The sequence below is a fragment of the Dietzia aerolata genome (genome assembly GCF_014144865.1).
Lineage (GTDB): Bacteria > Actinomycetota > Actinomycetes > Mycobacteriales > Mycobacteriaceae > Dietzia > Dietzia aerolata.
Genome location: NZ_JAALDM010000026.1, coordinates 1 through 19,388, shown reverse-complemented (window position 1 = coordinate 19,388; position 19,388 = coordinate 1). Strand labels below are relative to the sequence as shown.

Below are 19,388 nucleotides of genomic sequence, written 5' to 3'. Positions count from 1 at the left end.
CGAAGGCGTCGAGCACCATGAAGATCAGCTGGGCCAGGCCGAAGCCGGCCACCACGCCGATCGCCGAACCGACGATGCCGGTGACCGCCGCCTCGGCCAGCACCGATCGGGTGATCTGGCCGCGCGAGGCGCCGATCGCCCGCAGCAGCGCCAGTTCCCGCAGTCGCTGCGCGACCAGCATGGAGAAGGTGTTGTAGATGATGAACGTGCCGACCAGCAGCGCGATCAGGCCGAACGCCACGAAGAAGTAGTTGATGAAGTCCAGCAGCGTGCCGAGCTGTTCCGAGAGCCGCTCCTTGACCTCCTCGCCCGTGCTGACGGTCAGGTCGGGGTACTGGGCGGCGATGGTGTCGCGCAGCTGGCCGGAGTCCACGCCCTCCTCGGCGCGGATGGCCACGCTGCTGGCGTTCTCGCCGTCGGTGAACAGGGCGCGGGCCTGCTCGGAGGTGAACCCCACGCCCACGTAGCCGCCCACGTCGGTGCTGCTGGTGTAGGAGCCCACCACGGTCACATCCAGCATGCCGTCGGAGGTGGTGTAGACCTGCGCGGGGTCGCCGATCGCGAGACCCGCCCCCTCCAGGACGCCCGCGGGCAGCACGACCTCGCCGTCAGCGGCGGGCGCGCGTCCGTCGACCAGCTCGTTACTGCTGCCGACCGCGCGTTCCGGCTCGATCCACGCGATGCCCTCCGACGGTGCGCCGCCGGACTGGTACGGGGTGCCGTCGGCGTTGAACACCACCACCGTGCCGGAGACGCCGGGGACCGCCGCGGCCACGCCGGGCACCTCCAGGACCTCCTCGGCCACGCCGAACGGGACCCCGGCTCCGCGCGGGTCCGCCGGTTCGATCTGCACCGACAGGTCGGCGGTGCCCTGCTCGAGCAGCCCGTCGAAGGTGTTCTTGAGGGTGGAGGTGAACACCAGCGAGCCGGTGACGAACGCGGTGCCCAGCACCACGGCCAGCACCGACAGCAGGAGCCGCACCTTGTGGGCGGCGATGTTGCGCAGGGAGACGCGCAGCATCGGCCGCGCGTGGCGGGGGGCGTGACTCTGGGTGTGCTCGCCGCGTGTGGCCGGGCTCGCCTGGTGCTTTCCGGCGGACATCAGTGGTCCTCGAGCGCGCCCATGGCGGCCAGGATGTCGTCGGCGGTCGGGTGCTCGAGCTCGCGCACGAGGCGGCCGTCGGCGAGCAGCAGGACGCGGTCGGCGTAGGTGGCCGCGCGCGGGTCGTGGGTGACAATCACGACGGTCTGGCCGAAGTCGTCGGCTGCACTGCGCAGGATGGACAGGACCTCGGCCGAGGACGTGGAGTCGAGGTTGCCGGTGGGCTCGTCGCCGAAGAGGATGTCGGGCCGGCCCACGAGGGCGCGGGCGCAGGCGACGCGTTGCTGCTGACCGCCGGACAGCTCGGACGGCCGGTGCGAGAGCCGGTCGCGGATGCCGAGGCGTCCCACGATCTCGTCGAACCACGCGCGGTCGATGCGGTGGCCGGCGATGTCCTGCGGCAGCGTGATGTTCTCCTCGGCCGTGAGGGTGGGCACGAGGTTGAAGGACTGGAACACGAAGCCGATCCGGTCGCGCCGCAGCGCGGTGAGCTGCTTGTCCGGCAGGCCCACGATCTCGGTGTCGCCGATCCGCACGGACCCGGAGGTGGGCCGGTCGAGCCCGGCCATGCAGTGCATGAGGGTGGATTTGCCGGAGCCGGACGGCCCCATGATGGCGGTGAACCTGCCCTTGGCGAAGGTGGCGCTGACGTGGTCCAGGGCGCGCACCTCGGTCTCGCCCTCGCCGTAGGTCATGACGAGGTCGGTGGCGATGGCGGCCACGGGCTCCGCGGCGCCGGGTTGCTGATGGGTCTCGGCCTGGGTGGTCATGTGCTCCCTCGCAAGGTGGTGGTCGACTAAAGCATGCAGCATCCGGGGGCCGGGGCGGATCAGGGATGGCCCTGGTTTCCACCCTGATCGGGCTCGGGCTCATCGGGTGCGGTCGGCCACTGCTCCAGTGCGCGACGGGTGGTGAACCGGCGCCGCTCGCCGGAGACGGGATCGGTGAACGCGATCGATTCCGCCAGCAGCTGCAGCGGGCGGGTGAAGTCGCCGGGAGTCACCTCGAGCACGTCGGGGTACAGGTCGTCGCCGAGGATCGGCGTGCCCAGGGCGTTCATGTGCACGCGGAGCTGGTGGGTGCGGCCGGTGGTGGGCTCGAGGCGGTAGAGACCCAGCCCGTCGCGGGCTTCCAGCAGCGTGATGCGCGTGTGTGCGTCGGACTCGCCGTCGACCTCGGCGGCCTGGAGGATGCCGCGCGTCTTGACGATCCGGCTGGACCGCTCGCGCACCTCGGGCGTGCCGTCCGGCGCCGGCGCCACGGCGAGGTAGGTCTTGTCGACCCGCCGCGCGGCGAAGAGGTCCTGGTACGCGCCGCGGTGCGCGGGGTCGGATGTGAAGACGAGCACGCCGGCGGTGAGCCGGTCGAGGCGGTGCGCGGGCGCCAGGTCGTCGAGACCGAGGTCTCGACGGAGCCGGACCAATGCGGTCTCGGTGATGTGCCCGGCGCGCGGCGTGGTGGCGAGAAAATGAGGTTTGTCGACGACGACGAGACGGTCATCCCGGTGCAGCACCTGCAGGTCGAAGGGCACCCGGGGCTCAGGATCGGGACGCCGATACGTCCACACGTCCATTCCCTTGTGCCGGCGGGTCGTGCTGGTCACGGGGGTTCCGTCGGCGGTGACGACCTCGCCGGAGGCCAGCGCGGCCTCCAGCTCGTCGAGCCGATCGGGGAAGCGACGGCGGAGCTCCTCGGGGATGCTTCGGGGCCCCTGGCCGGGGTCGGCGAGCCGGATGCGCACCGGGTCGACGCCGTCCCGCAGGGGCAGCGGTCGGCGGCTCCGCCGTGAATTGGACATATCCGGGAGCCTAATCCGTGCGCTACACTCCCTCTCGCCCCATCTGACACTTCAGCCACGTTGGGACTGAATTAGCTCTCCAGTACCAGGAGTTAGACATGATCGAAGCCGTCGTCGAGTTCTTCCTGTCCGGCCCCGGCCGCGCGATCCTGCCCGCGTTCCAGGGCAGCTTCAACCTCGCCTACCCGTCCAACGCCCCGTTCCCCGAGGGCACGTAGGCCTCTCCCGGCCTCTCCCACACCTCTCGGCGGCACGTCAGCGGCACCCGGATGGTCGGCGTAACCCCCTTTTGAGCAGCGTCTGCCAAGCCACGTCCGAGGGCTACGGTCAGCGGTAGGCTCGGAGCATGGCTTCCCTCGAGAACACTGTCGTCGTCGGTGTCGACGGCTCCGACGCCTCAACCGGCGCCGTCGCCTACGCCGCCAACACCGCCGCCAAGCGCGGCATCCCGCTCCTCCTCGTCACCAGTTACACGATGCCGGCGGCCATGTTCGCCGAGGGCATGGTGCCGCCGCAGCCCGTCTACGACGAGCTCGAGCGCGAGTGCCTGCCCATCCTCGAAGGCGCCCGGGAGACCGCCCTGAAGGTCGCCCCCGAGATCGAGGTCAACCACGCCGTGGTCGAGGGCAACCCCGCGCAGGTACTCATCGACTACTCGCGGAAGGCCAAACTCATCGTCCTGGGCTCCCGCGGCCTCGGCGGCATCAAGGGCATGGTCCTGGGCTCGGTCTCCGCGGCCGTGGCCAGCCACGCGTTCTGCCCCATCGTGGTGACCCGCACCGACACCGACCACCCGGGCACCGACGGTCCGGTCGTGGTGGGAATCGACGGCTCCGAGATCAGCGCCCGCGCCACCGACTGGGCGTTTGCCGAGGCCTCCGCCCGTGGCGCCGAACTGATCGCGGTCCACACCTGGATGGACCCGCAGGTCCAGGCCGCGGCCGCCGGGATCGCCCTCACCGATGACGACTGGAGTCAGCTCGAGGAGCAGCAGCACCAGACCCTCGCAGAGCGGTTGGCCGGCTTTGCCGACCGCTTCCCGGACGTCAAGGTCACCCGATATGTGACCAGAGATCGTGCCGTTCGCGCACTGGTCGAGCAGTCAGAGGGAGCACAGCTCGTCGTCGTCGGATCTCACGGGCGTGGCGGCTTCGCCGGCATGGTCCTGGGCTCCACCTCCCGCGCGCTCCTCCAGGCCGCCCCGTGCCCCGTCATGGTCGTGCGACCGGAGGCCCACGCATGAGCGGCGGCGGTACCGACACCGGCGGCGACGAGGCCGTGCAGGTCCGGCAGGACGAGGTCGCCGGGAAGTTCGAGATCCTGGTCGGGGACGTGGTGGCCGGTTTCGCCGACTACCACGACGAGCCCGGCACCGGTGGCGCCGCCGGCGTGCGGACGTTCCCACACACGGTCGTGGACTCCGAGTTCGGAGGTCGTGGACTGGCCGGCCGGATGATCGGCGAGGCGCTCGCGGCCACCCGGCGCGACGGACTGCGCGTGAACCCCGAGTGCACCTTCGTGGCCGGCTACATCACCAAGAATCCCGACTCGGCCGAGCTGGCCTGACACCGACAACGGTTGGCTACGACGCGGTAACAGGTGAGCGACGTTTAACTGCATAGTGGAGGCGTCCGGAAGCATTTCGGGCGCCTTCCGTGTTCTCCTGAGTACGCGGCCCACACCGGGCTGAGTAATACTCTCGGGAAAGGACTACCACCATGCTGTGGAGCATCATCTCCTGGATCATCGTCGGCGGCATCGCAGGCTGGATCGCCTCGATGATCATGAAGAAGAACGCCCAGATGGGATTCGTGGCCAACGTCGCGTCGGGCATCATCGGCGCGTTCGTCGTGGGCTTCCTCGTCTCGTTCTTCACCGAGGGCGGCGGCATGCCGGACGCATGGTCGATCTGGGGCTTCGTCGCCGCGATCATCGGCGCCTGCCTGCTCATCTGGATCGTGACCGCCATCAGGGGCCGCAGCAAGGTCTGACCTGACGGTCAGTCCTGCAGCGCACAGACTCCTCCTACAGAAAGGACTCCACTATGGGTTTCCTCGACAAGGCCAAGGAATTCGCAGGCAAGAACCCGGACAAGGTGCAGTCGGGCATCGACAAGGCCGGCGACATGTTCGACGAGAAGACCGGCGGTAAGCACGCCGAACACGTCGACAAGGTGCAGGACAAGGCCGGCGACTTCCTCACCGGCGGCGGCAACAATGCACCCGAGGGTGGCCACGAGGCCCCCGAGGGCGAGGGTCAGCCGCCTGCCTGACGGACACGTGCCCGGCTGAGTGGCCGGGCTCCCGTCACCACCACTTCGGGGCCGGTGCCGCTACACGCGGTGCCGGCCCCGTGGCGTCGGTGGTCGGTGCCGATAGTCTGTATCCCGTGACGAAGACTCGGTCGACCAAGCCACCGCCGCGGGAGCGGCTCCTGGCCACGGCGACCCGCCTGTTCTCCACCGACGGAATCCGGGCCGTGGGGATCGACCGCATCCTGCGGGAGGCCGGCGTGGCCAAGGCCAGCCTCTACAACACGTACGGATCCAAGGACGAACTCGTGGTGGCCTACCTCCGGTCGGTGACCGAGCGGGACCGGGAACTGTGGCGGCGTCGCGCCGACCTGTCCCCCGATGCCCGAGGCCGCGTCCTAGCGCTGTTCGACATCATCCGCGAACGTGTCGAGCCCGCGACCCCCGGCTCCTGTCACATCGCCGCCGCGATCGAGTTCCCCAGCCCCGGCACCGACGGCGAAAGGGCGATCCGCCACGCCGTCGCCGAGCAGCGCGAATGGGTCACCGAGACCCTTCGCGTCGAGCTCGCCGGTATGGGACTGCAGGACCCGGACAACATCGAGGACCTGGCTGACCGCCTGGCGCTGCTGCACGACGGAGCGGTCACCGCCGCCATGCTCGGCGAGGTCCAGACCACCACCATGACGGCCCGCAGCATGGCCGAGCTCATCCTGGGGATGATCACCGAGCCCGGCTGAGCAGCGCTGAGCAGCGCTGAGCACCGAAGCCGCCGACGACTTGTCGCCGCCATCGGTCACCCGTCGATGCGGGGCCCCACCAGATTGGCCGTCGCCGTCGCCGGGCCTGACTCCTCGTGGACCGTCTGCACCGCCAGCAGCTGGTCGCCGCGGGACAATACGAGCAGCACACCGCCCGGCCCCTCCGTTCCGGCGCCGATCCATCCTCCCTTGACCGCGGCCTCCTCGGCCACGTCGGCGGGCGCGGTTTCGGCCACGATCTCCGCCGCGCGTTCCGCGGAGTCCGCCGTATGAACCGTGGTGGTGAGGATGACCTCGTTCTCGGTGCCGTAGAAGAAGCAGCCCGCGGGGTCGAGACTGTCGTCGATCCGCACGCCGGTGACCGGCCCGACGCCCACACCCGAGACCTCCTCCACCGACAGGTAGGGGCACTCGCCGTCGGCATTCGCTTGCGCAATGGGCAGCTCCGCCTCCGGTGCGGGAAGCGGCTCGGTGCGGATGGTCCCCATCTCCGGCGCCGGCTCCGAACCACCGCACCCGGCGAGGACGGCGAGAAGCGCCACGGAGGTCGCGGCGAGGGCGGCGGGAGCACGTTGAGTCATGCCAGCCAGGATAAGTCGGGCACCGCTTCCGTAACATCAACGCCACTAACACCATGACCGGACGGGAGGTCCGAGTTGACGACATCGGAGTCCCGGGGGCGGCGGCCGTGAACCGCCGTCACGAGGTTCGCGCGCGCATCACCTCGGCAGCGCTGGACCTGACACTCGAGCGGGGTCTCGACGCCGTCACGGTCGACGAGATCGCGGCCGCCGCGAACCTCTCCCGCCGGACGTTCTTCAACTATTTTCCGTCCAAGGTCGCCGCGTGCATTCCCTATGTGCCGCCGGCCGAACCTGAGGCCGTGCATCTGTTCCTGTCCGACCGGTCCGTGCCCACCATGACCGCACTGGCGCAGTTGATGTGGAACCAGGTGTCCACGGCCCGCCGCGAGGCCCCGGATTTCGATCGGTTCCACGACCTGTGGCAGCACGAGCCCGGCATCCAGACCGAGATGCACTCCCTGTTCGCCCGGGTGGAGAACCGGCTCGCCGTCCTGGTGAGCCTGCGCGAGGGCCGGTCACCGACGTCGTTCGAGTCCGCGACGGTGGCCGCGGCGTCCATCTCGATCCTGCGGGTGGCGGTCGAGCGCTGGCGTACCGACTCCTCCGGCGCCCTGCTGGAGAACCTGGTGAGGGAATCGTTCGACGCCGTCACCAATGCGGTGACGTCCGGGCCCGACGATTCGTGAGGTGACCCGGCCGCCTGCTCTGCCGCCCGCTCTGCCGCCTGCTCTGCCGCCCGCTCGGGTGTCGCTCGGCGGCTGCCCTACGCAGTGGTCCGCTCAGCGCCCGCCCAGCGCACGCACCAGCTTTTCGCCCAGCCGCTGGAAGGCCCGTTCCTCACGGCGGGCGGCGCCGGGCAGGAGGTAGGCCGACCGCGGCCGCCAGGTGGTTCGGATGGTGGCGGTGACCGCGCCGGTGTCGGGATCGAGATCGACATGGCAGCGGTGCTCGGCCACCGCCAGATTCCCCTCGAGTGTGCCCAGGACCAGCCCCTGGCGGAGCGACTCGTCCACCCTGTCGACCAGCCGGCACGGCCCGCGCATGGGCCCGTCCAGAATGTCGATGTCCTCGGGCACGTCCGGGTCGGCCTCGACGATCCGGATCCCGGCCCGGGTGTGGGCGGTCAGCCCCAGCAGGTCGTCGGCGGCTGTATCGAACAGCTCCACCCCGTCGCCGAGGTCGGCGGTCTGGACGGATTCGGCCCAGCCCTCGGGCGCGCGGCACCGACCGGGCGCAGAAAGAGTCGAACGCTGATAGCCGAGCGCACGCCCCCGCAGCTGCGTGAGGCGGCGGTCGTGCCCGCGTGCTGTCCCAGATGTCGGCTCCACGCTATGCAGTCTCACCAGGGCAGTTGATCGGACGGCACATACCCGGTGAACGTCGGACGTCGGGCTAGTGACACCGGTCACATAACTGCGTCGGCAGGCCGGTAGGCGGGCCGGCTGCACGAGGAGAAATGGGTGCACACGCGCGCGCGACGTAGGATCGTGGCCATGCTTTCGCCGGGCCCCACGTCGCCGTTCCTGTCCCGCGGAGTACCGGGCGCGATGGCGATCGTCGCGACGATGGTGCTCGCGGGCTGCTCCGGCAACGGCGATGACGTCGAGGCCGGCCCCATGCGCATCACCCCGACCCCGAATCCCGAGGCCGCAGCGGCGATGATCGCGCATGCCCAATCCGACGACCCCCGCCTCGACGCGTGCGCCCTGCTGGACCAGTCGACCGCGGAGATCATCCAGCTCACCGGCGCCTCGATGCCCGAGACGGATCCGACCGGCACCGGAGACCTCCGCCTCGTCTGCACCTACGGCGGTCCGAGCTCGGCCGAACGCGCCGCGGGCGAGGGGGACGAGGACGACGACACCACGGGCGACAACGCCGACGCGGAGGACGAGGAAGGTGGGGACGACGGCACAGACGAAGAAGATTCGGACGACGACACCACGGCCACCTCCACCGACGGGGCGACGACCACCAGCGTCACGACCAGCGCCACTCCGACGAGCACAACCGCCGCCACTGACGCCGACGCTGACGACGCCACCACGTCCGGGGCCACCACCAGTGGTACGGCCACGCCGACGACAGCATTTGATCCGGATCTCATCCCCGACACCTTCGCCGCGGGCGTGGTCCGGCCCGTGGGCGGCGCTGAAGCCGCACTCGCCAGCCAGCCGGTTCTGCTCGGAGCTCGTCTCGCCTGCTCGGAGGTCCGCGGCACGTTAGCCGCGACCATCGAAGGCGCCCCGGCGGCATCCCCGGAAGCGCCGGGGCCCGCATCGCCCCCGCTGGCAACGGCATTCATCGACTGCGTCTCGGCCCCGACCGGCGGGGGCGTCGAGGTGCACACGATCTTCATCGACGGCGATGACCTGTGGCACATGGTGATGCTCCAGCCGGAGACTCCCAGAACTGCGGAGGCGGAGACGGAGGCTCTCGCCGGCCTCCACCGGGTCGCCCGCCAGGTCCTCACCACCGACTAGCCCCGCAGCCCACTTAGTTTGCGGGCCCATTACCCGTCGGCCCCAGGGCGCATTCGCCGCCTCTGGTCGACGGTCACAGAAAAGAGGAACGGCGTCGGAGCCCCTCAGCTCCTGACGCCGTTCATCTATTCAAGCGGATCGCGTGTGACGCGCTCACGCCGCCTCGCATGCCTTTGCGGCCGCGGGCCAGCACCCCCCCAGGTGCTCCGGTCCGTGGGACCGGCCCCTCAGCGTGAAGTCGTGGCCCCTCAGCCAGCCCTTCACTCGGCCACCTCCCTCAGGTGGTGACTAATGAAACTGTATGTTGCGCTGAAAGTACGAGCAAGCCGGTGAACAGGCATTATCTTGTTGACTTACGGTCAACAAGGTGTGCCGCAGCATCTACCTGCAGTTCCCCACGGCTCGATGCCATTGAACGATGGCATGGTTTTGTACCGTATCGAACCACTGCCGACAGTCTGCGACAGAAGCTCGCCCGCGCGACGCGAAATGGCGACCAGCCAAACGCCAGCCCGGCCCGAGCCCAGGCGACGGAGGGGGCCGGGCCGGGCGTCGCGCAGGAAAATGTTGCAGAAGTGACATAAGTGACTAGTGTGATTATTGTTGTCAACGGCTAAGCGTCAGCTGTGCCGCCGGCAACCGCTGGCAGCACGCACCCGCCGGCACCCGCTGGCAGACGCTGGCAGACGCTGGCGGCCACCAGCGACCGCCGGCTGTCGCACGACCGAACCGCCCACGCCCACCTCCGCACGATTGCGGACCCTGCCCGAAGGAGATCGATGAACCGCCGAATCAAGTCGGTGACCACGGTTGTGGCTGCTGCTGGCCTCGTCGTCGTCGGGCTCTCCCCCGCCGCCTCCGCACAGTCCCTCGCCGGCACCTTCGGCTCCTCGGGCTCGGCCGGCGCGGTCGGCCTCGAGACGGCGCCGCTCCCCACCTTCCTCACGCCCGGACTCACCTCCCTGCCCGTCGTGACGGTCCCCGTCCCGGGCCCGAAGCGACCGGCGGTCGACGCGCAGGTCGCCTCGGTCTACCCCACGGGCGGCGAGACGGTCGGCGTGGCGCAACCGGTCATGATCACCTTCGACCGGCCCGTCGCCGACCGCGCCGCCGCCGAGGCCGCGGTGGGGATCCGCTCCGCGCCGGGCGTCGACGGCAAGTACTACTGGGTCAGCGACACCGAACTGCGCTGGCGGCCGCACGAGTTCTGGCCGGCCGCCACCGCCGTCACCGTGTGGGCCGGCGGCGCCGAACACACCTTCCGCACCGGCGACGCCGTGGTCTCCACCTACGACGACAACACCCACGAGGTCACCGTCACCCGCAACGGCGAGGTGGTGCGCGTGATGAAGGCCTCCGCCGGCCGCGCCGCCTACCCCACCTACAACGGCATCTACTACAACGGGTGGCGCGCCCGCGAGGTCCACATGAACTCCGCCACCTGGGGCCTGGCCAAGGACGCCGGCGGCTACGACACCGTGGTCCAGGACGGCGTGCGGCTGAGCTATGACGGCATCTTCATCCACTCCGCCCCCTGGTCCGTCGCCGACCAGGGCGTGCGCAACGTCTCGCACGGCTGCATCAACCTCAGCCCCGAGGACGCGGCCTGGTACTACGACAACACCGGCAACGGCGACCCGTTCTTCGTGGTGGGTGGCCCCGGCAAGCACTTCGGCGCCTTCGACGGACAGGGCGACTGGAACTACTGACCCGCGCCCTTCACGCGCACCTCACGCGCGCCCACCACGCCCGCTCGCACCGCGCCCCCTGCCACACTGGCAGGGGGCGCGCGTGTTTCAACACCTGTACCGATTCGACGCCCCCACGAAAGTTGTGATCCACCGTCCAGCAAGGGGCCGTTAACCCTCTCAGGCAATGCTTTGTTTCGTGCAGACACCTGCGAGCCCGACGGCCGACTCCCCTACCGCCGTCGATCCGACCCCACCACCGGCCGCGCGCGCCAAGCGGCGCCGGCGCGGACTGCCCGGCACGGTCGGTGAGCGCCTGCTCTTCGTGGCGCTGGTGCTGCCCAACCTCGCACTGCTCGGGATGTTCGTGTACCGGCCGCTGATCGACAACATCCGGCTGAGCTTCTTCAACTGGAACATCTCCTCGCCCACCGCGACGTTCATCGGCTGGGACAACTACATCGAGTGGTGGAACCGCCCCGACAGCTGGGTGGTGGTGCAGAACACCCTCATCTTCACCCTCTCGGCCGTGATCGGATCGATGGTGCTCGGGCTGGCGCTCGCCCTGCTCCTGGACCAGCAGCTCATCGGGCGGGGGATCGTCCGCTCGGCGGTGTTCGCGCCGTTCGTGATCGCCGGCGCCGCGATCGGCGTGGCGTTCCAGTTCATCTTCGACCCGCGGTTCGGGATGATCTCCGCGCTGCTGACGATGGTCGGGTTGCCGGTCCCCGACTTCTACCAGGACCCCAACTGGGCCCTGTTCATGGTCACCGTCACCTACATCTGGAAGAACCTCGGCTACAGCTTCGTCATCTACCTGGCGGCGCTGCAGGCCAAGCCCGCCGAACTGTACGAGGCCGCCGAGATGGACGGCGCCAGCGGCTGGACCACCTTCCGTAAGGTGACCCTCCCGCTGCTGCGGCCCACCACGTTTTTCCTGTCGATCACGGTCCTGCTCAACTCGCTGCAGGTCTTCGACATCATCTACGTGATGACCCGCGGCGGCCCGCAGGGCAACGGCACCTCCACGATGGTGTTCCAGGTGTATCAGGAGACCTTCCAGAACTTCCGCGCCGGATACGGCGCCACCGTCGCCACCATCATGTTCCTGGTCCTGCTCGTCGTGACCGCCATCCAGGTCCGTGTCATGGACAGGAAGGTCACATGAACCCGCTCAACCGCAGTTCGCTGCCGATGAAGATCGCCGGCTACGTGGCGATGTTCCTGGTGCTGGCGATCATCGCTTTACCCCTGTACTGGGTGATCGTCACCTCGTTCAAGACCCCGGACATGGTGTACATCCAGCCGCCCGCCTGGTGGCCGGAGCCCGTCACCACCGCCCCCTACGGCCGCGTCATGGACAACGTGCCGTTCGAGGCGTACTTCCGGAACTCGATCATCATCACCACGATCCTCGTCGCCGTGAAACTGATCCTGGGGATCCTCAGCGCCTACGCCTTCGTCTACCTGCGCTTCCCCGGCCGCGGACTGGTGTTCATGCTCGTCCTGGCCGCGCTCATGGTGCCCAACCAGATCACCGTGATCTCCAACTACGCGCTGATCGCGCAGCTTGGCTGGATCAACACCTTCCAGGGCATCATCATCCCGCTCGCCGGCGTCGCCTTTGGCACCTTCCTCATGCGCAACCACTTCCTCACGTTGCCGTTCGAGATCATCGAGGCCGCGCGCATGGACGGCTGCGGTCACATGAAGCTGCTGTTCCGGGTCCTGCTGCCGATGAGCTGGCCGACCGTGGTGGCGTTTGCGCTCATCACCACCGTCAACGAGTGGAACGAGTACCTCTGGCCGTTCCTCGTGGCCTCCGACGACACCGTCGCGCCACTGCAGGTCGGCCTCGCCCGGCTCATCTCCACCGACGCCTACATCGACTGGCCGATGGTCATGGCCGCCACGATCCTCACCATCACGCCGATCCTCATCGTGTTCCTGCTCCTGCAGCGCCGCATGATCAAGGGCCTCACCTCCGGAGCGGTCAAGGGCTGACCCCCGGTTCCGCTCCCCAATGCCACCTGTCCGACACGACCCATCGACGCAGTATCGATCGAGCACTACCCATCCATGCAGCACCTAGAAAGGCACCCGCAATGAATCCCGTGAATCGCAGGCTCTTCCTGGGCCTCCTCGGCGCCACCGCCGCCACCGTGACCGCCGCCGGCTGTGCCGGATCGGGTAGTGACACCTCCGGTGGGGACTCCTCCGGCGGTGGCGGTGGGGGCGAGGGCTCCGACGGCACCATCACCTTCTGGTCCAACCACCCGGGCAGCTCCAAGGCCACCGAAGAGGAGCTCATCGCCACCTTCGAGCAGGAGAACCCGGACCTCAAGGTCAACCTGGTCGACGGCGGCAAGAACTACGAGGAGGTCGCCCAGAAGCTCAACGCGGCCCTCACCGGCAACGACCTGCCCGACGTCGTGGTGGTCTCGGACGTCACCTGGTTCAACTTCGCCCTCAACGAGCAGCTCGCCCCGCTGGACGACCTGTTCGAGGAGGCCGGCGTCAAGACCGACGAGTACGTGGACGCCCTGTTCGGCGACTACATCCTCGAGGACAAGTCCTACGGTCTCCCCTACGCCCGCTCGACCCCGCTGTTCTACTACAACAAGCAAGTCTGGGAGCAGGCCGGCCTGCCGGACCGCGGCCCCGAGAGCTGGGACGAGTTCATGGAGTGGGCGCCGGCCATCCAGGAGGCGGTCGGCGACGGCAAACACGCGATCGCGATGTACGACGGTGCCAACTACCTCGACTGGACCATGCAGAACATGATCTGGGACGACGGCGGCGCCTACTCCGTCGGCTGGGACACCACCTTCACCGACCCCAACACCATTGCCGGTGTCGAGCGCCTCAAGCAGATCAACGACGACGGCTACCTCGTGGTCTCCGCGGACTCCATCACCGAGTTCGCCTCCGGCCTGGCCGCCTGCGCGATGGCCTCGACCGGCTCGCTCAAGACCGCCACCGAGAACGCCCAGTTCGAGTTCGGCACCGCGTTCCTGCCGGGCGCCGAGGCCAACTCGTCCTGCCCCACCGGCGGCGCCGGCCTGGGCATCCCGGCCGGCATCTCGCGCGAGCGCCAGATCAACGCCCTGAAGTTCATCAACTCCATCACCTCCACCCAGGGCACCGCGAAGTTCGCCCAGGCCACCGGCTACATGCCCGTCCGCAAGGGCGCCAAGGAGGCCCAGGAGATCAAGGCGTACCTGGAGGAGACCCCGCAGGCCGCGACCGCGATCGACCAGCTCGAGTTCACCCGCCCGCAGGACAACGCCCGCGTGCTGGTGCCCGGTGGCGGCACCCGCATCGGCGGTGGCCTGGACAAGGTCCTCGCCGGCGAGGACATCCCCGGTGTGATGGAGCAGCTCCAGACCGAGACCGCGCGGATCATCGAGACCGACATCACGCCGAAGCTCGGCTGATTTCGCACGCCTGAAGAAAACCAAGAAGTGATGATGACGACGACGAGGACCATCGTCGTCGTCATCATCACCGGTCTGGCCGCGGCGTCCCGGCGCCGCATCCCCGCTCTAGCCAGCTAGTTCACACCAGTCCCCGTATCAGTTCCAGGAGAGCCTTCCCACCATGGCCACCGTCCGGTTCGCAGGCGCCACGCGTCGCTTCGACACGTCGTCGGCGCCCGCCGTCGACTCCCTCGACATCGACATCGCCGACGGCGAGTTCCTGGTTCTGGTCGGCCCCTCCGGCTGCGGCAAGTCAACGAGTCTGCGCATGCTCGCCGGACTCGAACCCGTCGACGAGGGCACGATCTACATCGACGACGAGGACATGACCCGCGTCGCCCCGCGCGACCGCGACGTGGCCATGGTGTTCCAGAACTACGCCCTCTACCCGACCATGACCGTCGCGCAGAACATGGGTTTTGCCCTGCGAAACGCCGGGGTCAGCAGAGCCGACACCCGCAAGCAGGTCGAGGAGGCGGCGCGGATCCTGCAGCTCGAGGACCTGCTCGGACGCAAGCCCTCGCAGCTGTCCGGCGGGCAGCGGCAGCGCGTCGCGATGGGTCGGGCGATCGTGCGCCGCCCCAAGGTGTTCTGCATGGACGAGCCGCTGTCCAACCTGGACGCGAAGCTGCGCGTCTCTACACGTGGTGAGATCGCCGGTCTGCAGCGTCGGCTCGGGGTGACGACGGTGTACGTCACCCACGACCAGGTCGAGGCCATGACCATGGGCACCCGCGTGGCCGTCCTCAAGGGCGGGGTCCTGCAGCAGATCGCCGCACCCCGCGAGCTGTACGACCGGCCGGTCAACGCCTTCGTCGCCGGGTTCATCGGCACCCCGGCCATGAACCTGGTGGAGGTGCCCGTCGACGGCGGCCGCGCCATGGTCGGCACCGCCGGGGTCGACGTCCCCGCCTCACTGGACGGGCGCGACCGCATCCTGCTGGGCGCCCGGCCCGAGGCCCTGCGGGTGGTCGGCGAGAGCGAGCCGGGAATGGAGTTCGTGGTGGACCTGGTCGAGGAACTGGGCGCCGAGTCCTTCGCCTACGGCTCGACCGAGTCCGGCGAGCGCCTCGCGATCCGCCTCGACCGCGCTCACAGCACCGCTGTGGGCGAGCGGCTGCGGGTCCGACATCTCGACTCGGAAGTCCACGCCTTCGACACCGAGACCGGACTGCGGGTCGACTAGAAACCCCGCGCTCACAGCACCGCTCACCGCAGCGCTCGCCGCACATGCCGCAGCGCTCGCTTGCGCGCGATCTGCCCTTCGATTTACGACCTACCCTTCGCGTGACGAGTTGCCCTGCGGGCCCCGCGCGCATAGGCGAATCCCGAGGGCAGATCGTGAGAACGCAGTCGCCGCGCGCAGCTTTCAGCGCCTTCGCGTCTCTACCGCGGCGGCACCGGCGCGAGAACTCCGGTCAGCTGATCGGCAGGCACGCATCGCAGCGGCCGCGTGTCGGTTCTGTTGCCTCCGGTATCGGACGTCCCCAGCGCGTCGACCACCAGGTCCACCGCCCGCGGGGAGGCCAGCACGGTCAGATGCCCGGAGCGGTCCGCCTCGCATCCGTCCTGGAGCCGCACGACCCGCAGGTCCACCCAGTCCGGCACTCTCGGCGCGGTGATCGGACCGGTGAGCTCGTCATAATCCGAGGTCACCGCCACATAGCGCACGCCACGTGCATACGGGACGCCTTCGTCGCCCAACCACGCGAGGGTTGCTTCGGCGTCGCGCTGCGTCGTTTCCGCAGACAGCACGCCCATCATCGCGGTGACGAACTCCGGTGGCCCTTCCCCGGATTTCGTCGGGTCCGCGCCCAGTGTCACCACGGTCTGTACGGCGTCGGCCCGCGCGGTGGCGGCGACGAACGAGGCCACGATCGCTCCCTGCGAATGTCCCACCAGGTCCACGTGCTCGGCACCCGTGAGCTCGCGTACCCGGTCGATCTCGGCGGCCAACTGCGGTGCCGATGCCCCTGTCAGCGAGTCGAATCCGCCCGTCGAGCCCATGCCGGACGGCGCCCCGACGGTCGGGGCCCACACGCAGAAGCCTTCGGCCGCCAGTGCCGCGCCGACGGTCGCCCACGAGTTGCCACCGTTGAGCCCGGTGCCGTGCACGAGGATGACCGGGTTGGGATGGTGCTCCGACGGCTGGCAGTCATCACGGTTCAGCCCCGGCGGGTCGGCCAGGCCGGTGGTGAGCTGGTGTGCCGCGCCGTCCCACCAACGCCATGGGACCTGCTCGTCGGTGGGCGCTCCGGGAACGGCAGCTGACGCACCGGCTGTGCCGGTCAGCACCAGCGCCGCCGCTGCCATGGCCGTGGCCGCGAGCGCCGAGGCAGCGCGAAGAAGCTTCATGCTCTTATTAAGCCATTCCCCTATGACGCCCGTCGCGGTTTGCGGTGCGGAACGGGTGCGGGGCGCGGGTGCGGGTGTGGGTGCAGGTGCAGGTGCAGGTGCGGGTCAGGATCCCGTCGGCCCGTGAATGGGGGCGATGGCCTGGCACCTCGGCTCGCGGGGGTTGTCCGGGTCGAGCGCGTTCAGCACGAAGTCCGCGGCGCGCGGGTCGGCGGCCACGGCGACGTGCTCGGACAGGTTCTGTTCACAGCCGTCCTGGACCACCACGTTGGTCGTCATCGGGCCGTCCACGATGCCGGAGGTGTACGGGAGGATGGCCTCGTCGTAGCGGGTCGCCACGTTGAGGTACCGCACGCCCGGCGCATACGGGGTGCCGCCGGCCCAGAGGTCCCGCAGCAGCGGAGAGCCCGGCAGCATCTGGGTGACGGGCATCCACGCCGTCTCGGCGAGGCCCGGGTCGCCACCGGTGGAGGCGGTCATCATCTGATCTGCCAGTGAACCGCCGGTGCCGTGCCACAGCGGAGCGAGGGAGGCCACCGTGTGGACGCGTCCGGGTCGCTCGAGTTTGGCCACCAGTCCCGATACGAGCGTGCCCTGGGAGTGTCCGACCAGGTCGACCTGCTCGGCTCCCGTGGACTCCAGCACGCGATCGACGAACTCGGCGACCTGCGGCACGGAGACCCGACGGATGTCCGAGATTCCACCGAGTTCACTCAGCGGCCATGCCGCGCCGGGAATCGCACCGTAGGTGAGCGTGTAGACGCAATAGCCCTCGTTGTGCAGGAGCGGACCGTAGGTGGCCCAGTTGGTGGTGCCGCCGCCCATCGTGCCGTGGACGAGCACCACCGGGCGGGGCTTGTCGACGCTCGGCCGGCAGTTCCAGTCGTTGGTGCCGGGCAGCGTAGCCCCCGGCGTGCCCAGTGCGAGTGCGGCTCCGGACAGGAAGTGATGGGTGACAGGCAGGGGCTTCCGCTCCGACGGGTCGGTGGCGCGGGCGTCGGGCGCGGAGACCAACGCGAGCGCGACTGCGGTGAGCGCGACCGTGAGCACCAGCGGGAGTCTCGTCAGCCGACCGGCGGCAATTGTGGTGGAGGTCACCGTGCGATTAGACCATTCCGCGCCGGGGAATGGGTCGGCCTTCAGGCCCTCCGCCGGCAGCCCGATCCGCCGCCCGCCGGCCGCTTCGCCGAATCGGCCCCGTCAGCCCGGGCTCATGCCGGTCAGTTCAGCAGGCCGCGCCCGGTGATCATCGGCAGGTCCTTGGCGTAGACGATTCCCGGTTCGGCCGCGACGACCGCTTCCACAGCGTTGACCAATCGCATCGCGGTGATGAGCATTCCGGCGACGTTGTGGTCGCCGCTGGCATCGTCGTAGCTCAGCTCGAGGTGCATCTTCGGGGAGCCCTCGATCTCCACCATGTAACAGCCGCCCCCACGATCGGGTCGCGGCCAGTCGGGCGCCTGATCGTCTGCGGTGCGGGTGACGTGCTCCAGGATGATGCGGTCCTTGCCGTCGACCTGCCCCACCACCTCGAATCGCATGGCCGCCTGGGTCCCCGCGGGGATCTCCATCGCCAGCACCGACAAGTCCTGCTCGGCGGCGAGACGCTCGTGCCGCTCCACCAGCGGTTCGTCCAGGGTCACGTCCAGCGCGGCCGCGATCTGCCGGACGACCGAGCCCCAGCCTGCGGCGAGCATGCCCGGCCGCAGCAGTGGCGGCAGTGTCTCCATGGACTGGCCGAACCCGAACAGTCGCCGCATGGTCTCGCCCTGGTGGTACACCGAATAGTCGGCGATCTCACCGACCCGGATGAGGTCGATGTTCCGCGACAGGCTGGTCAGCGCCAGCGGCAGGACATCGTTGGCGAAGCCCGGATCGATGCCGTTGACGTGGAGCGACGCCCCGCCTTCACGGCCGGCGTCGGCCAGGGACGTGATCATCTCGTCGGGGATGATCCCGTGCGGGAACTGCAGGAGCACCGGCCCGGACGCCACCACGTTGATCCCGGCGCGCAGGAACTGAGTGAAGTCCTCGATGCCGTCCATGAAGCGCGTCTCGGTTTCCGCGGTGTACACGATCGCGTCGGGCTGCAGCGCGAGCAGCGCGTCCCTGTCGTCGGTGGCGGCGACGCCGAGGTCTCGGTCCATCCCGGCCAGGCGGCCGGCGTCCTGCCCAACTTTCGCGGGGTCGGAGACGAACACGCCGACCAGCTCGAGTTCCGGTCGGGCATCGATCGCGTCGACCGCCATCCGTCCGAGGAAACCTGTCGACCACTCCACTACTCGAATCGTCATTGCTGGACCCTAACCGCCCACAGCCGTCGGTAGAACCTGTTTCACCTATGCGGTGTTGGCCCCCGGTCCGCAACGTCCTTGGCCGTCCGGGGATCAGTGGATTTCCGTCGGCCCCCCACGTGGGATTCGGCGCGCATGCGCTCGCTCATGTGCGGATAGTGCAACTCGAACGCCGGCCGTTCGGAACGGATCCGGGGCAGGGTGTCGAAGTTATGGCGCGGCGGCGGGCAGGACGTGGCCCACTCGAGCGAGTTACCGGCACCCCACGGGTCGTCGACGGTGACGATCTCGCCGTAGCGCCAGCTCTTGATGACGTTCCAGATGAACGGCAGCATCGCGATGCCCAGGATGAACGAACCGACGGTCGAGATCTGGTTGAGGACGGTGAAGTTGTCCGTGGCCAGGTAGTCGGCGTAGCGCCGCGGCATGCCCTGATTTCCGAGCCAGTGCTGGACCAGGAAGGTCGAGTGGAAGCCGATGAACATCAGCCAGAAATGCCACTTGCCCAGACGCTCGTCGTACATGCGGCCGGTGACCTTGGGGAACCAGAAGTACACGCCAGCGAAGGTGGCGAACACGATCGTGCCGAACAG

General features: G+C 69.0%; 21 protein-coding genes. 12 read left to right on the top strand and 9 right to left on the bottom strand.

Translation table 11 applies throughout. The features are described 5' to 3' along the window. The 3 genes from G6016_RS02205 to G6016_RS02195 all read right to left on the bottom strand — a co-directional run. On the bottom strand, positions 1-1,102 hold a 1,102-nt coding region (locus tag G6016_RS02205; RefSeq protein WP_182631076.1), incomplete at its 3' end, for an ABC transporter permease. Further along, positions 1,102-1,872: an ABC transporter ATP-binding protein gene (locus G6016_RS02200; protein ID WP_182631075.1), complete on the bottom strand. Its 771-nt coding sequence runs from the start codon at positions 1,870-1,872 to the stop codon at positions 1,102-1,104. The genes G6016_RS02205 and G6016_RS02200, both read right to left, overlap by 1 nt. Positions 1,873-1,931: 59 nt before the next feature. Continuing rightward, positions 1,932-2,900, bottom strand: coding sequence for a pseudouridine synthase (locus G6016_RS02195; RefSeq protein WP_182631074.1), 969 nt, complete (start codon positions 2,898-2,900; stop codon positions 1,932-1,934). Positions 2,901-3,246: 346 nt separating this feature from the next. Here G6016_RS02195 and G6016_RS02190 point away from each other — a divergent pair, with 346 nt between their 5' ends. The 5 genes from G6016_RS02190 to G6016_RS02170 all read left to right on the top strand — a co-directional run bounded on the left by G6016_RS02190 (position 3,247) and on the right by G6016_RS02170 (position 5,891). Continuing rightward, on the top strand, positions 3,247-4,143 hold the full coding sequence (locus tag G6016_RS02190) for a universal stress protein (RefSeq protein WP_182631073.1): 897 nt from the start codon (positions 3,247-3,249) through the stop codon (positions 4,141-4,143). Next, positions 4,140-4,466 carry a GNAT family N-acetyltransferase gene (locus tag G6016_RS02185; protein WP_182631072.1) on the top strand — a complete coding sequence of 109 codons (327 nt, stop codon included), beginning with the start codon at positions 4,140-4,142 and terminating at the stop codon, positions 4,464-4,466. Before G6016_RS02190 ends, G6016_RS02185 begins: the two co-directional genes overlap by 4 nt. Positions 4,467-4,618: 152 nt before the next feature. Further along, positions 4,619-4,891: a GlsB/YeaQ/YmgE family stress response membrane protein gene (locus G6016_RS02180; RefSeq protein WP_182631071.1), complete on the top strand. Its 273-nt coding sequence runs from the start codon at positions 4,619-4,621 to the stop codon at positions 4,889-4,891. 53 nt (positions 4,892-4,944) lie between these two features. After that, positions 4,945-5,172 (top strand): antitoxin, encoded by a 228-nt coding sequence (locus tag G6016_RS02175; protein ID WP_182631070.1) that lies wholly within the window; start codon positions 4,945-4,947, stop codon positions 5,170-5,172. 116 nt (positions 5,173-5,288) lie between these two features. Continuing rightward, a complete protein-coding gene (locus G6016_RS02170; RefSeq protein WP_182631069.1) occupies positions 5,289-5,891 on the top strand; it encodes a TetR family transcriptional regulator in 603 nt (200 codons plus the stop codon). Between the two features lie 56 nt (positions 5,892-5,947). Here G6016_RS02170 and G6016_RS02165 read toward each other — a convergent pair whose 3' ends face one another. Continuing rightward, a complete protein-coding gene (locus G6016_RS02165; RefSeq protein WP_182631068.1) occupies positions 5,948-6,493 on the bottom strand; it encodes a DUF2020 domain-containing protein in 546 nt (181 codons plus the stop codon). Between the two features lie 53 nt (positions 6,494-6,546). On the opposite strand from G6016_RS02165, the gene G6016_RS02160 reads away from it, so the two are divergent. Beyond that, positions 6,547-7,182: a TetR family transcriptional regulator gene (locus tag G6016_RS02160; RefSeq protein ID WP_182631067.1), complete on the top strand. Its 636-nt coding sequence runs from the start codon at positions 6,547-6,549 to the stop codon at positions 7,180-7,182. Positions 7,183-7,275: 93 nt separating this feature from the next. Here the strand turns inward: G6016_RS02160 and G6016_RS17625 are convergent, their stop codons facing one another. After that, entirely contained in the window at positions 7,276-7,824 is a 549-nt protein-coding gene (locus G6016_RS17625; RefSeq protein ID WP_182631066.1) for a DUF1990 family protein, read from the bottom strand. Between the two features lie 165 nt (positions 7,825-7,989). On the opposite strand from G6016_RS17625, the gene G6016_RS02150 reads away from it, so the two are divergent. From G6016_RS02150 to G6016_RS02125, 6 genes are all read left to right on the top strand, one after another. Next, positions 7,990-8,979 carry a hypothetical protein gene (locus tag G6016_RS02150; protein ID WP_182631065.1) on the top strand — a complete coding sequence of 330 codons (990 nt, stop codon included), beginning with the start codon at positions 7,990-7,992 and terminating at the stop codon, positions 8,977-8,979. A 779-nt stretch (positions 8,980-9,758) separates the two neighbouring features. Next, positions 9,759-10,688 carry a L,D-transpeptidase gene (locus tag G6016_RS02145; RefSeq protein ID WP_182631064.1) on the top strand — a complete coding sequence of 310 codons (930 nt, stop codon included), beginning with the start codon at positions 9,759-9,761 and terminating at the stop codon, positions 10,686-10,688. A gap of 271 nt (positions 10,689-10,959) precedes the next feature. Next, positions 10,960-11,835 carry a carbohydrate ABC transporter permease gene (locus tag G6016_RS02140; protein WP_241729675.1) on the top strand — a complete coding sequence of 292 codons (876 nt, stop codon included), beginning with the start codon at positions 10,960-10,962 and terminating at the stop codon, positions 11,833-11,835. Continuing rightward, positions 11,832-12,671, top strand: coding sequence for a carbohydrate ABC transporter permease (locus G6016_RS02135; RefSeq protein WP_182631062.1), 840 nt, complete (start codon positions 11,832-11,834; stop codon positions 12,669-12,671). Before G6016_RS02140 ends, G6016_RS02135 begins: the two co-directional genes overlap by 4 nt. A gap of 101 nt (positions 12,672-12,772) precedes the next feature. Continuing rightward, complete coding sequence (locus G6016_RS02130; protein ID WP_182631061.1) at positions 12,773-14,104, top strand: ABC transporter substrate-binding protein; 1,332 nt, start codon at positions 12,773-12,775, stop codon at positions 14,102-14,104. A 163-nt stretch (positions 14,105-14,267) separates the two neighbouring features. Then, positions 14,268-15,332: an ABC transporter ATP-binding protein gene (locus G6016_RS02125; RefSeq protein WP_182631060.1), complete on the top strand. Its 1,065-nt coding sequence runs from the start codon at positions 14,268-14,270 to the stop codon at positions 15,330-15,332. Positions 15,333-15,532: 200 nt separating this feature from the next. Here the strand turns inward: G6016_RS02125 and G6016_RS02120 are convergent, their stop codons facing one another. The 4 genes from G6016_RS02120 to G6016_RS02105 form a co-directional block, all read right to left on the bottom strand. Then, on the bottom strand, positions 15,533-16,501 hold the full coding sequence (locus tag G6016_RS02120; protein WP_182631059.1) for an esterase/lipase family protein: 969 nt from the start codon (positions 16,499-16,501) through the stop codon (positions 15,533-15,535). A gap of 105 nt (positions 16,502-16,606) precedes the next feature. Further along, entirely contained in the window at positions 16,607-17,599 is a 993-nt protein-coding gene (locus G6016_RS02115; protein WP_338403476.1) for an esterase/lipase family protein, read from the bottom strand. Positions 17,600-17,721: 122 nt separating this feature from the next. Continuing rightward, on the bottom strand, positions 17,722-18,795 hold the full coding sequence (locus G6016_RS02110; RefSeq protein ID WP_182631058.1) for an NAD(P)H-dependent amine dehydrogenase family protein: 1,074 nt from the start codon (positions 18,793-18,795) through the stop codon (positions 17,722-17,724). Positions 18,796-18,836: 41 nt separating this feature from the next. Beyond that, on the bottom strand, positions 18,837-19,388 hold a 552-nt coding region (locus G6016_RS02105), incomplete at its 5' end, for a cbb3-type cytochrome c oxidase subunit I (RefSeq protein WP_182631057.1).